At 46.2% G+C, this 13,227-nt stretch carries 13 protein-coding genes; all 13 read left to right on the top strand.

All coding sequences use genetic code 11. The features are described 5' to 3' along the window. Positions 1-16 precede the first annotated feature (16 nt). Complete coding sequence (locus LCM10_RS12365; protein ID WP_224876581.1) at positions 17-1,627, top strand: amidohydrolase; 1,611 nt, start codon at positions 17-19, stop codon at positions 1,625-1,627. Further along, a complete protein-coding gene (locus LCM10_RS12360; protein ID WP_224876580.1) occupies positions 1,624-1,845 on the top strand; it encodes a DUF3311 domain-containing protein in 222 nt (73 codons plus the stop codon). The genes LCM10_RS12365 and LCM10_RS12360 overlap by 4 nt, the downstream gene beginning before the upstream one ends. Beyond that, positions 1,845-3,311, top strand: a complete 1,467-nt coding sequence (locus LCM10_RS12355) for a sodium:solute symporter family protein (protein WP_224876579.1) — start codon at positions 1,845-1,847, stop codon at positions 3,309-3,311. Before LCM10_RS12360 ends, LCM10_RS12355 begins: the two co-directional genes overlap by 1 nt. 113 nt (positions 3,312-3,424) lie before the next feature. After that, complete coding sequence (locus LCM10_RS12350) at positions 3,425-4,564, top strand: metallophosphoesterase (RefSeq protein ID WP_224876578.1); 1,140 nt, start codon at positions 3,425-3,427, stop codon at positions 4,562-4,564. 167 nt (positions 4,565-4,731) lie between these two features. Then, positions 4,732-6,804 (top strand): DUF4179 domain-containing protein, encoded by a 2,073-nt coding sequence (locus LCM10_RS12345; protein WP_224876577.1) that lies wholly within the window; start codon positions 4,732-4,734, stop codon positions 6,802-6,804. A gap of 107 nt (positions 6,805-6,911) precedes the next feature. Continuing rightward, a complete protein-coding gene (locus tag LCM10_RS12340; RefSeq protein WP_224876576.1) occupies positions 6,912-7,487 on the top strand; it encodes a hypothetical protein in 576 nt (191 codons plus the stop codon). A 342-nt stretch (positions 7,488-7,829) separates the two neighbouring features. Then, positions 7,830-8,483: a 2OG-Fe(II) oxygenase gene (locus LCM10_RS12335; RefSeq protein ID WP_224876575.1), complete on the top strand. Its 654-nt coding sequence runs from the start codon at positions 7,830-7,832 to the stop codon at positions 8,481-8,483. A gap of 131 nt (positions 8,484-8,614) precedes the next feature. Continuing rightward, a complete protein-coding gene (locus LCM10_RS12330) occupies positions 8,615-9,460 on the top strand; it encodes a protein phosphatase 2C domain-containing protein (RefSeq protein WP_224876574.1) in 846 nt (281 codons plus the stop codon). Positions 9,461-9,472: 12 nt separating this feature from the next. Then, positions 9,473-9,808: a hypothetical protein gene (locus LCM10_RS12325; RefSeq protein WP_224876573.1), complete on the top strand. Its 336-nt coding sequence runs from the start codon at positions 9,473-9,475 to the stop codon at positions 9,806-9,808. 17 nt (positions 9,809-9,825) lie between these two features. After that, positions 9,826-10,764 (top strand): alpha/beta hydrolase, encoded by a 939-nt coding sequence (locus tag LCM10_RS12320; protein WP_224876572.1) that lies wholly within the window; start codon positions 9,826-9,828, stop codon positions 10,762-10,764. After that, positions 10,733-11,506 (top strand): Cof-type HAD-IIB family hydrolase, encoded by a 774-nt coding sequence (locus LCM10_RS12315; RefSeq protein WP_224876571.1) that lies wholly within the window; start codon positions 10,733-10,735, stop codon positions 11,504-11,506. The genes LCM10_RS12320 and LCM10_RS12315 overlap by 32 nt, the downstream gene beginning before the upstream one ends. Before the next feature lie 23 nt (positions 11,507-11,529). Beyond that, on the top strand, positions 11,530-12,222 hold the full coding sequence (locus LCM10_RS12310; RefSeq protein ID WP_224876570.1) for a DUF5694 domain-containing protein: 693 nt from the start codon (positions 11,530-11,532) through the stop codon (positions 12,220-12,222). A 100-nt stretch (positions 12,223-12,322) separates the two neighbouring features. Then, on the top strand, positions 12,323-13,201 hold the full coding sequence (locus LCM10_RS12305; RefSeq protein WP_224876569.1) for an N-acetylmuramoyl-L-alanine amidase family protein: 879 nt from the start codon (positions 12,323-12,325) through the stop codon (positions 13,199-13,201). Positions 13,202-13,227 lie beyond the last annotated feature (26 nt).

Genomic DNA, 13,227 nt, shown 5'->3' with positions numbered 1-13,227 from the left:
ACGAGGAGGTGTTGATGTGAGGGCGACGATGCTCTTCATGAATGGAGAAGTAGTCACGGTTGATTCTGAATTTTCCGTAAGTGAAGCGGTGGCCATTGATGGGAACAAGATCATCGCGGTGGGAACAAATGAAGAAATCCTGCCCCTTGCAAATGAGCGGACGCAGATCGTGAACTTGGAAGGAAGGAGCATGCTGCCAGGCTTCATTGATGCCCATGCACATCTAGAATTGTATGGTACCAATAAGCTCGGGGTGAATGGGAAAGAAGTGTCGAGCATCATGGAACTTATATCAAAACTGAAAGAAAAGGCGGATGTTACACCCGAGGGACACTGGATCAGAGGCTGGGGTTATAACCAGAACCACTACGAGGAAGGCAGGCATCCGACTCGGTGGGACCTCGATCAGGTATCCACCGAGCACCCGATCATCGTTGTCAGGACATGCGGGCACATTTCCTGTGTCAACAGCAAAGCGTTGGAGCTAGCCGGGATCGACTCCCATTCGGAAGACCCGGCAGGAGGTAAATATGATCGGGAGGGAGGAGAACTCACCGGCCTCTTATTGGAAGCGGCCCATATGAACATGTTCCTCTTTGCGAACTATTCAGAAGAAGAGGTACAGCATGGACTGGAGCTTGCTTCCCGAGATTTTCTCGCAAAAGGGATCACGAGTGTCCACGATGCCGGCGGGTATGGCCCCGATCATATCCGTTTCCTTCATAAAGCCGTTAAGGAAAAGCGGGTCAAGCAAAGGGTCTACGCCCTTTATGGGTCACTTCATGATTCTCCCGGGATGGTGCGTAACGGCCTTTCAAGCGGAATTGGGACGGGCCTCGGAGATGAATGGATGAAAATCGGACCGGCCAAGGTATTCATCGACGGCAGCAGCAGCGGTCCGACCGCCAAGACAAGGGAACCTTACTCGAGTAATCCGGATGAATCCGGGATTTTATATTTGAATGAGGAAGAATTAAATGAAACGCTCGGACAAGCTCATGAGTCAGGATGGCAGATTACAGCCCATGCCATCGGTGATGAAGCGGTGGAAATGATGATCGAGGCAATCCGGAGGGCAACGGATAACAGCAAGCGTGAGGATCACCGCCACCGGATCGAACATGCGGGGATGGTGCCAAAAGATCTGCTCCAACTAATGAAAGAGTTGAAAATCATCCCGGTCCCGAATCCCGCCTTCATCCACGAGTTCGGGGACGGCTATGTCAGGGACTATGGTGAGAGGGTGAACGTGATGTTCCCGTTAAGGAGCTACGCGGATGAGGGCATCCCTTTTGCCATCGGCTCTGACAGTCCGATTACCTCTGAAGATCCGATTCATGGAATCTACACGGCAGTCACTCGTGAAAGTAAATGGGGGGATGTCATCGGGGCGGAACAGCGGATCACCGTTCAGGAGGCGATCAAGGCTTATACATGGAACGGGGCTTATGCGAGTTTTGAAGAACATCTCAAAGGCAGTATCGAACCAGGTAAGCTTGCAGACCTCGTTGTATTGAATGGGTCAATCTTAACGTGTGATCCAGGAAGATTAAGAGAGTTGAAGGTTGAATGGACCATTTTGGATGGGAACATCGAATATACAGCGAATAAGGAGGCCGTCAAATGAGTAAACGTACATTTACAAACTTGTATTGCATATCACTTGGGATTCCGTTCCTACTATTGATATTCCCTCTTTTTGCAATCGGGAATCGGGCGACACCTGTCGTGATGGGGATGCCGTTCTCGGTGTTCTGGGTGATTCTGTGGATCATCGTCACCTTCCTGATCGTACTCGCGCTCTATCGAATCGATCCCGACAAAGACGAAGAGGGGGTAAACTGATGGCAGATTGGCAGATTGCAATGATCATGATGATCGGTTACCTGGTGATCGCACTCATTGTCGGTGTGATGGCCGGGAGGGGTCATGATAAAAATTCACTGGATGAGTTTACGGTGGCAGGTGGAGGACTCGGACTGATTGTGATGTGGTTCTTGATGGGTGGGGCCGTGTTCAGTGCCTTTTCATTCTTGGGAGCTCCCGGGTGGGCCTATTCAAAGGGGGCACCCGCACTTTATATCTTAACGTATACCGCATTTGCGATCCTTCCTTGGTACATCATCGGTCCGAAGATCGGGAAGATTGGCCGCAAATTCAATATCTATACGGTTGCAGGCTTCATGAAGAAACGCTACGGAGGCAGGACCCTGCCAATCCTGATAGGGATCATCGCCCTGCTTGCTTCCATTCAATACTTGGCTACCCAAATGAAAGGTATGGCGTACATATTCAATATCATGACGGAGGGGCGGATCCCACTTTGGCTGGGGGCTTTGCTCGCCTATGGGATCGTTGTTGTATATGTAGCGACCGGTGGACTCCGGGCAGCAGCCTGGTCTGATGTCTTTCAGGGGCTCTTGATGATTATCATCTCCTGGGTGGTCGGATTATCGATCGTGAACCAGCTGCATGGGAGCGTCGGGGAGATGTTCACGAATCTGGTACAGGATTCTCCGCAACTCTTTGAAATTGGAAGTGAAGGGTCGTCCATGTCCAGTACAGCCTACACGACAACCATCCTGGTATCCCTTATCGGATTCCTGATGTGGCCGCATCTTTTCTCCAAATCGTATGCGTCAAACGCACGCACCATCAAGAAAACGGTGTTGGTGTATCCGGTATTCGCACTATTCTTGATCCCGCTCCTATTTGTCGGTTTTTCAGCCGTAAACGTGGTCAATCCAGCCGATATCGGGGCTCCGGATGAAATCCTTCCGTACCTGATCACCACCGTCCTCAGTCTTCCCGGCTGGGTGTATGGTCTCGTCGGTGCGGGGGCACTCGCCGCTGCGATGTCGACTGCCGATGCCATCACGCACAGTGCATCCCTTGAATTCACCGATGGCGTCATCAAAAACATCAAGCGGGATCTTCCCGATCAAACCACTCTATTCGTCATGCGAGCGGGTGTATTCGTGGTAGGGGGTCTTGCCTATGCGATCACGGTGTTCGGCGGGCAGGGACTCATCGCACTTCTGCTCGGGGCATATGGTTCAATTGTGCAATTCGCACCTGGTGTCTATGGTGCCCTTTATTCAAAAAAGGTGACCGGTCCGGCTGTCATAACTGGGCTCGTCGTGGGTACATTCGTCAACTACTATTATCAACTTGTCGCAGAATCCACTCCATATGATATTCACGCTGGCATTCTCGGATTGATCTGCAATGTGGTCATCGTGATCGTCATTAGTTCCCTATCCAGGCAGAAAAGTATGGAAATCGCGGAGGAATACCGTAATATCGGCTAATCAAGTTCGGGTGTGGAACCTTTATGGTTCCCACCCGTTTTTTCTTTCTTCAATCAGGACATCAGGAAATTTATGTTAAAATGGGGTGGAGAGCTAGAAAGGGGCGTCCGAACGTGAATAAAGTCAACTATATTACCATTCCTCGGGATGCAAGAATCATTGTGATTTCCGACATTCATGGAGAATTGGATCTATTTAAGAAGTTATTGGATAAGGTATCGTTCAGCAGGGAGGATTATCTGATCCTGAACGGAGATCTTTGTGAGAAGGGAAATAATAGTACGGGTGTCGTCCGCTTTGTTATGGAATTGACTGAAAGCCATCCCCATGTCCTAGTGACGGAGGGCAATTGTGACACGCTCGTTGAAGATGTGCTGGAAGAAAACCCTAAATTAATGAACTATCTTCATTCTAGAAAGCATTCCATCATCCATGAATGGCTACAGGAGATTGGTTTCACCTTAACGGAAGAAACGGAGGTAATAGAAATCAAAGAACAGCTTAACCTGCATTTCGCAAACGAAATGGAATGGCTGATGAAACTGCCGACTGCCATTGAAGCAGACGACTATATCTTCGTCCATGGGGGACTTGAAGATCGTGAAGACTGGATGGAAACCGACCGGATCACGGCCATTACGATGAGGGCATTTCTTGAAAAATCACACAGAGCAGACAAATATGTCATTGTCGGACACTGGCCGGTCGTAAACTACGCCACAGATATCCCGTCCAATAATCCCATCATCGATGAAACCAAGAAAATCATCGCGATCGATGGGGGGAACATCATCAAAAGGACCGGACAGCTGAATGCGTTTATCATCGATCGGACAGCCGAAGGTGACGCATTCTCTCATACATACCTTGATCACTTCCCTGTTTTCGAAGTAAAGGAAGATTTCCAGCCCCAGATGGTGTCGGCAGGTTCTATTTCCTTTCCGGTGTATGAACTTCAGCCCGTGCAAGCATCCCATCACTTCACTGCCTGCAAGCAAGATGGAAGAGAAGACATCCTCTTTGTGAAGAATGAGTATATCCGAGAGCTTGAACCGGGTAATTTTACAGCCATATCAGATGTTTCGTGTGCACATATTAGCGTGAAAAAAGGTGACATCGTCTCCCTGATCGACGATTGCTGCACCGGATATGATTTGATAAAGAAGGACGGGGGGGTAGGTTGGATCAAGAAAGGCATTCTTGTGGAATATCAGGAGAAGAGTGTATCAGAACGTCTTATGCTGAATATGTGACCTCTGTGGGAACAGTAGGCTCGCATGCAACGGGGGGCCTATCCAAGATTAAGTAGAATCTATGAATCTGCCATTACCGTGTGTGGATGAATATGGTAACATAGATGTATTCATACTATTTTCTTATTATTTTGACATTTATCAACCAGTAAAGAGGGGAGACAGAAATGATTCCAGCCAAGGTACATTCAGATCCGTTCCTGATCAGCAGGATCAGGGAAAGGGATATGGAATCCATCATCGGGTGGTTTGAGGAACATCAGCATTCATTTTATGCACTGGCGAGGGTGTATCTTACTAGGGAGCAGACGGAGGAATTATTTTTCCAAGCCATCCAGAACATCCATGAAGGATTGCCGCGCTTTAATAAAGAGACATCATTCGAGAGATGGGCTACATCGATCTTCTGGAATGAATGCCGTGAGCTTTCAGTCGTGAAGCAAACAGGGGATCTAGAAGAGCATGGAACCGGACCGGATATTTACGCTGCTTTGAATGGGCTGAACGCTGAAGACAAATCCGCGATTGCACTAACATACATAAAGGGGCTATCGATTGAGGAAGCTGCCCGCACTCTCCAAGTCGAGGAGGAAAAGGTAAAGGAACGACTATTCTCCGGTGTTCGGACTTTGAGGAACGAATTGGGATATGGGCAGGATTTTAAAGGATGCAAGGAATATCATCCTAAATATATCGATTATTTAGGAAGGAATCTTGGGCGTCCTGAGAAGGTAGAGTTTGAGATGCATATCTATCATTGCGCCGATTGCCAGGATGATCTTGCAACCTATCAAGATGTCATGCTGACCCTTACCGGCATCCAAGGGGATATAAAGGCTCCGGCTGATTTGATGGAGAATGTGAAGAGTAGGCTGCATGAAAAAGAGGAAAAGAGAAGGCTGAAGAAAAAGAAGCGTAAGCGCGTGGGTCTCGCATTTGCAGGAATTTTCGCCTTATTCCTGTGCACCGGGTTTGCAACTGGAAGCTTCAGCAACATCTACTATTCCTGGACAGAAGAACAGGAGGACCTGGGTACCTATCTCCAGCAAGGACTCGGTGAAAGGTTGAACTTGGAAGCGGAAAGCGAAGGCGTGAAAATCACGATTAAAAGTGTAATCGCAGATGACGTTCAAACGCTCGTCTTCTACGAAATCGAAGATACCAAGAAAGACAATCAGTATGTACTCAATGTCCATGAAGGTGTGTTCGTCCAGAATGAGAGGGAACTCATGAACCGGGACGCATACTCGGGCTATAAACCGCCGATCACCCCCACGGACGTACATGATGAAAAGAATATCTATCAGGGGCAGATGAGCCTTTTGCCATTGAGTAAAGAGAGCGGGACCGTCCAATTGAATATCAAGAAGCTTCAAAAATTAAAGAAGGATCCCGAACACCCCGATGAATTTCTTCCTTGGGGGTATGAAGAAATGGAATTCGCGAGTGGTGAGTGGAATTTCGAGATACCTGTCACGAAGCATGATTCCACCGAATACGAGCTGAAGCAAGAAACCGAAGTGGAAGGGATTCCGGTACGTCTGGAGAAATTGATCATCGCGCCGACGGCAACTATCCTTCAATACAGCTATAAGCATGAGCTGCCCGACAAACGAATTGACATTCTCAGCTTTGACCGCATTCATGCAGGCGACCGGACATTGAAATCGGACATTTATAACATTTCTTTCGTCGACGCGCCGGGACAGAGGGAATGGAATCGTCTTCAGACCCAGTTTGAATCCCTGTACGGGGAAGACATTGATGAAGTGACCGCACAGTTCGGATCCATTCATATGTCGGTTCAGGATCAAACATCGATTGACCTTGATGTGACGAAGGAGTATCCACAGACATTTGAGTATCTTGGAAGTACGATATCGATCGATAAGCTGGAAGTCGGTTTTCCTACGGAAATCATCATCAGCAACCACGAACTCAAAGACCGGGAGTTCGAATCCCTCCAGTTTCATGTGAAGGGGAAAGATGATTACGATAGCATGGCGATGGGCATGAATTCTGAAGGGGTCCTCGTCGATAAGCATGGGAAAGAATACGACATCCGTAACACGCCTTTTCGCTACCAGGAAATCGAGCAGCCGCGTTATTTCCAGACCGTGGAAAGCTTTCAGTTGTTAAATAATGAGACCGGAGAGAAAGTGGTCCCTGTCTCCCTGGAAATTGAAGGGTATTCAACCACGAAGTACGTGGATGACAAAATTAAGCTTGATTTGAACTAAGAGCAGGCAATTGTCATATGTAGCTCCTTTTAAATCGGGCTAGGTTTTTACAGGGGGCTTCCCATTTGGGGATGAGCCCCTGTTTGTTTGGGAAGGAGGGGGAAAGAATGAAAAGATGGGTTTCAGTGATGATGGTTGGAATGCTGCTCTCAATTATATTCTTTCTTTCGGGATATCGTTTCACAGCACTCGGTGCAGCGAAGGGCAAGCCTTTCATATCCGGGGATGATGCCCTCATCGAAACGCAGGAGGTAGGCGGAGACGTTCTCCTATTATTTAAGAGCGACAAGGAGAATGAATATCGGACCGTTTTATCCGAAAAGGAAGGACCCTTCTATGTCAGCCGTACATCCACCTATATCCCCATTCGGGAAGATGAGCTTCAAACCATCGGTGGGATGAGCTATGCGGACGAAGATGAAGCCTTTTGCTACTTAAGCATAGAGTCGAATGATGAGGAAGTGGCATACATCGAAGCAGGGGAAAGCGACAATCGTGAGAGAAAGCAAGTGGGGAAGGGGGAGCGTGTTTCCTTCGTATTCCCATTCAGCCAGCAGATCGACTTTATGGATGCAGCCGCCTATAATGCAAAAGGGGAAAAACTTTATTATTATGGATATCCTCAGGGTACCCATATTTTTGATGATAAGGATTTGAAGTGGCATCGTGTCGGGGAAGAGTGACGATAGCAATTGCAACCTAAAAGAGTATTGATAATAAAAGAGAGCAGCCAAAAGCTTGGCCGTTCTCTTTTTATCCTCCCAAACACATTTGTACCAATTTCGTCAAAAATAAGCCTTCAGGAGGGTGAATTAGCACTTCTCTTTCCTCCTCAACCGGTGTAAAATTAAAACAAAAATTTACTCCTAGTCATGTTCCGGAGATCACTGTGGACATGACAACCATCGTTCCTGCCTGCTGTTATAGCTGCGTTCAGTTTTAGGATTGTTTAACCTGCCGGATGCGTCGTTTTCCTGGAGTATTCGGAATATTATAAAAAGTGAAGAGGTTGAGGAAAGTTGACAATGGAAACACATGAAACGGTTGTTAAGGAACAAAGTATTTTTCATCACACAGGAAATAAGATCAGAACGGAAGATCGCGAGGTTCAGATCATCGCCAAAATGGAAGAGCCATGCATCGTCGTTTTGGGGAATGTGTTAAGTGATGAAGAATGTGACGCACTCATTCAGCTGTCAAAGGACAGGATGAACCGCTCGAAAATCGGAAACACAAGGAACGTAGATGACATCAGGACAAGCAGCAGCATGTTTTTCGAGGAAGCAGAAAATGATGTCGTTGCAAAAATAGAAAAAAGAGTTTCCCAGATTATGAATATCCCAGTTGCACATGGGGAAGGCCTTCAAGTCCTGAACTATCAAATCGGCCAGGAATACAAGGCACACTTTGATTTCTTCCGGTCGGCATCGCACCAACCCGTGAAAAATCCGAGAATCAGTACGCTCGTTATGTACTTGAATGACGTTGAAGAGGGCGGAGAAACCTACTTCCCGAAACTGAATTTCTCTGTTTCACCTCAAAAAGGGATGGCTGTGTACTTCGAATATTTCTATGATAATGAAGAATTGAACGAACTCACCCTGCACGGCGGAGGTCCAGTCATCATTGGTGATAAATGGGCAGCGACACAATGGATGAGAAGAAAAGAATATAGATAAATAGGGTAATACATGAAGGACTGTCGACCGTGTCGGCAGTCTTTTTTTGGCAGAAAAATGGTTGGGTTTTCAAAATAAACTGTAAATATATGTTACTATTTTCATAGAACCTTTGGAAAAGGCGGGATCACATGAAGATCAATCATATGACGATCAAAGGTGATGGATGGTTGAATGAAGATGCGTTGATCATCAATGAACATCAGTCCATATTCGGTGTCGCTGATGGTGTATCATCCCTTGTAGACTTCCGGTCAAAAGAGAATCTGACAGGAGGCTTCCTCGCGTCCCACACAGCGAAGGATTATTTTGAGTCAGGTTTAAGAGACGAAGAAAACCTCTATGATGCAGCCCGAACGATCAATCATACGTTGAACATGAAGATGCAAGAGTCTGGAATTGATCTAGGCAAGAAAGAACAGCTATGGGGTACCGCGCTAGCCGTCGTAAAGATATCACGACATGGGATAGAGTACATCCAGACAGGCGATTGCATGATAGTCGCTGTTTATCGGACAGGGGAAGTAAGACCATTAACGAGGTTGCAGGTCGAGCACCTGGAAGTGAAGGCCGTGAATAAATGGAAAGCGTGCATCAATGAAGGAATGCAGACAAGAGCTGAGATCATGCCTGAAGTGAAACCGATCATACTTGAAAATAGGCAACAGAGCAACACGGAAGGAGGATACGGTGTCCTCAACGGTGAACCGGAAGCAAGTCATTATTTTGAATGGGGGAAAATCAACCGGACCGGATTGACCCACCTCATCCTGTTCACGGATGGTTTGTTGTTGCCTTCTGGGGATGTTCCTCCAAATACGTCTTATTGGAATTGGGTTGCCAAAGAGATTGTTGAAAAAGGGATTCGGCAGTATGCAATGGACTTGCTTGTCCTCGAAGATTCAGATAGTGAATGCATCAGCTATCCGAGGTTCAAGAAAAGTGATGATAAGGCTGGAATCGTGATTGAATTCTAAGGAGGATGCTACATGTATAACTTTGAAACGCTACCTCAATGGTTTTGGGTCATTTATTATTCATTCATCTTATTGACGATTGGAGGAGCCATTTACTCAATTAAGCTAAAGAGGCATGTATGGGTGCCGCTTTTCACTATTTTAGTCGCTTTGTCCATACCGGTGGTGGGCATCATAAATGGGATTGAAACGAGGATGGAGAATCAGGACGAGCTTGAACAGTGGATATTTCACTTGAAGCACGGTTCGTCATGGGCTTATTACTTATTGTTTGGTTATCTCTATTTGTGTGGTTGGTGGGTTTCCATGGTCAGATCGAATAGGAGAAAGGTTACGGGTTCGATATGAAGCAAGGAGGTAATGGGATGGACGGGAAATCAAACCTTGAATATGTTAAGACGGGGGTAGGAGATGAAGTTCTGGTAATCGAGACCGGAATCGGGAACTCCTTTTACGAGTGGATCCCGTTTATTGAAGAGCTGAAAGACGACTTTACAATGATCCTTTACCATAGGGCGGGTTATGGAAGAAGTCGTGCTCCTCGTGAAGGAAGGACCGCTTCGGCTATTGCAATGGAGCTCCATACCCTCATCGAAGAGCTGAATATTGCAGAATTCATTTTAGCCGGGCATTCGTTTGGAGGTTTATGCGCCCAGCAATATGCCAGGATGTTTCCGGAGAAATTGAAAGGCATTCTCTTGATCGATGCCACCTCTCACCACTTCCAACGAATATATGATCTTGATCTCCCGGTCATGAATTCTTTGATCTCTCTGGAAAAAATGGTTGATGGAAACCTGCACTACTCGAAAAAATCAAAAGCAGAATTACGGATGGAGTTTAATAAAAAAATAGAAGATTTCAAAGGCTTACATAGAAGCGTAGACAATGAGTTTGAAGCGTTCATCACTAGACCAAATTTTTTCAGTACCGTAGCCGATGAGTTCCGGTGCTGGGGTGAAAGCAGCCGTGAAATCATGTCCGGAGGGGATTTCCCTGATATCCCCCTTCTCGTCATTGCCAGGGATCAAGAACTGTCAGCCAAGCCATTCATCGAATTTGGTATCCCCGAAGAAGAAGCCGTCCTTCATGAACGGGTCTGGAGGGAGTTGCAGATCAAGTTAGCCGAATTATCCAGTAAAGGCGAACTCATCATAGCAGAGGGCAGTGACCATGAAATACATAAAGATCAACCAGAACTACTTGTTGAATGTATAAAGAGGTTTGCTGGATTCTGTCTAAAGGCAGAATCCCTAACAAAGGAGGATCAGGATGGAGTACAAAATCGTTTTCTTCGATATTGATGGTACCCTTACGCATCACGAGGATGGGAGTATTCCACAGAATACAAAAGATGCCATCAAATTATTAAAGGATAAAGGATTGGTCGTGGTGGCTGCTACGGGAAGGCCGTTATCAATGTGCAGTGAAATAAGGGAGCTTGGAATCGATACGGTCATATCCGCAAACGGAGCATACGTGAAGCACCATGAAGAAGTGCTCCATAAAGTTGCGATGGACTCCACCGTCGTCAAGGAAGTGGTTGAGTTTTCCGAAGAAGAAAAACATGGGCTGTCATTCTATACGGAAGGGTTCAGTATGAATGGGATACAGAATGCAGACGTAATGAATGCCTTGAAAGAGACTCTGTCTCTGGAAGAGTATCCGATGATTGAAAACGAGATTTTTAATAAAGAAGTATATTTGATGTGTTTGTTCGCAGATGATGAACAGGTAGATAAATATATTCGAAGATTTCCACACCTGACCTTTAAAAGGTGGCATCCATTTGTGTTGAATGTGTTGAAAGAGGATGTTTCGAAATCGCTCGCGATTAAAAAAGTTCTGGACTATTTTCAATTGGAATCTTCACAGGCGATTGCATTCGGTGATGGCGAAAATGACATCGACATGCTGGAACTTGCCGGACTCGGGATTGCCATGGGAAATGGTCATGAACGGTTAAAGGAAGTCGCAGATTTTGTAACGGAAAAATCGGGTGAAGACGGGATTGTGTATGCGTTGAAGGAGTTTTGTATTATTTAAAATCATTCAATACGGAGTGGCTTATGCAGAAATCAAATGAGATCATACTGGTTGGAACGTTTCATTTTTTACAAGGTGGGGATCTTATTGCTGAAAAGCAAAGGGAACTGGAGGACCTTGTGGAACGGATAGCTGTTTATCAGCCAACAAAAGTAGCCCTGGAATGGAATCACGATGATCACGGTACATTGAATAAGCAATATATGGCTAAGGGCAACGGGGCGGATCATCTGCATGAAATTCATCAAATAGGATTCCGGCTTGGACATAGGATGCAACATGACAGGGTATATGCAGTGAATTGGGAAGGTCAACTGACCGGGGAACATGTCGAGTCTCTCTATGGGGCTATGCAGGAATTCCCTGATGTAGTGCGTAGGATGGAATCCATTCAGAATCATCAACCTGAAGTTCGAGAGGGCATACATATCTTGGAATCATATACTAAACTCAATGATGAAAAGTTCATAGAGAAATTGGAAGCATTGTATCTTTCCTTTGTGAGAGTCACACAGGAAGATCAGGAGCCCGGGATGGATTTCTTGAAAAGATGGATGGAAAGGGAACTGAGGATTTTCAAAAATGTCCTGGACATTGCGGACGGTGAAGGGGAAAGGATCTTCCTTCTCATCGGGAATGATCATGTATGGATGCTCAGGAATCTCTTTAAGGGAGCAGGTTGGAACGTGATAAACCCTTTTGGTGAATACACATAACAGTTTCAGAAAGAGAGCTGTACTTTATGGCTCTTTTTTCGTTCAGTCGTATCCTTTTTTTCCTTCTACGGATATTTATCAAGTAGAAGGAGGGATATGTATGACAAAAGCGAGTGATTATTTAATTGCGTTGGATGATGGCCATGGGATGAGGACAGCCGGGAAGGGAACCCCTTTTATTAAATCCATCGGCAGGAGGATCAGGGAGAATGAATTCAATGAGAGGGTGACCTTCTTTTTACGGGAAGAACTTGAGAATTGTGGATTCAGGACAATTCTGACCGCACCGACCGATGAAGATATTTCTCTGAAAGAGCGGACGCGACTCGCCAATTCGGTGGGAGCAGATGCATTGATTTCAAATCATTACAACGCATATGATGGGAAATTTGATGGGGATGGGAGAGACCCCGAAGGACATTCGCTTCATGTGTATTTCAATGATTCGAATGACAGAAGGCTTGCCGAGAGTATCGCGAACTATTTGAAACGGGGAACAAAACAACTGTTTCGGGGTATCATTGAACAGAATCTACATATGACGAGGGAATTCAACAAAGCGGCAGTGGTTGTGGAAAATGGTTTCATGGACAATGAAAGGGAAGCGCTATTGATGATCAACGAGGATTTTCAACGTGAAGTGGCATCTGAACAGGCTCGTGGGATTTGCGATTACTTTGGTGTCCCTTATGTGGATGGTCGAAAGGGACGGCGTGTGGCCATGTACCCAGTCGCTTCAGAGGGGTATGGTGGCAAGCGGCTCGTAAGTCGTTACAAAGGAATCGAGGGGCTGGATTTTTATAGCAGGCCGACCTTCGATGATGCGTATAAGGCAGGGACTGTGAAGGATCAGTACGGATTTCCGGTCATCTTGCGTAAACTGTCGGTCGAAGGAGCCTACATGTATGAAGTCGAGAACTCGCGCGGGCACAAATATTATATAACGGCCTCGCCCCGATTCGTGGAAATCAGGGCTTGAAGCAACAAAAAGGTACGTCCCTCAAT

The sequence above is a fragment of the Rossellomorea aquimaris genome (genome assembly GCF_020171925.1).
GTDB lineage: Bacteria > Bacillota > Bacilli > Bacillales > Bacillaceae_B > Rossellomorea > Rossellomorea aquimaris_F.
Note: the sequence above shows the minus strand (reverse complement) of the source record. Positions and strands in the feature narration are given on the sequence as shown.

Bases quoted from the DNA above. Each gene is read 5' to 3' on its own strand.
- LCM10_RS12360 (WP_224876580.1), top strand. From the start codon at position 1,624: ATGAGTAAACGTACATTTACAAACTTGTATTGCATATCACTTGGGATT.
- LCM10_RS12305 (WP_224876569.1), top strand. From the start codon at position 12,323: ATGACAAAAGCGAGTGATTATTTAATTGCGTTGGATGATGGCCATGGG.
- LCM10_RS12335 (WP_224876575.1), top strand. From the start codon at position 7,830: ATGGAAACACATGAAACGGTTGTTAAGGAACAAAGTATTTTTCATCAC.
- LCM10_RS12325 (WP_224876573.1), top strand. From the start codon at position 9,473: ATGTATAACTTTGAAACGCTACCTCAATGGTTTTGGGTCATTTATTAT.
- LCM10_RS12355 (WP_224876579.1), top strand. From the start codon at position 1,845: ATGGCAGATTGGCAGATTGCAATGATCATGATGATCGGTTACCTGGTG.
- LCM10_RS12315 (WP_224876571.1), top strand. From the start codon at position 10,733: ATGGAGTACAAAATCGTTTTCTTCGATATTGATGGTACCCTTACGCAT.
- LCM10_RS12320 (WP_224876572.1), top strand. From the start codon at position 9,826: ATGGACGGGAAATCAAACCTTGAATATGTTAAGACGGGGGTAGGAGAT.
- LCM10_RS12340 (WP_224876576.1), top strand. From the start codon at position 6,912: ATGAAAAGATGGGTTTCAGTGATGATGGTTGGAATGCTGCTCTCAATT.
- LCM10_RS12330 (WP_224876574.1), top strand. From the start codon at position 8,615: ATGAAGATCAATCATATGACGATCAAAGGTGATGGATGGTTGAATGAA.
- LCM10_RS12345 (WP_224876577.1), top strand. From the start codon at position 4,732: ATGATTCCAGCCAAGGTACATTCAGATCCGTTCCTGATCAGCAGGATC.
- LCM10_RS12310 (WP_224876570.1), top strand. From the start codon at position 11,530: ATGCAGAAATCAAATGAGATCATACTGGTTGGAACGTTTCATTTTTTA.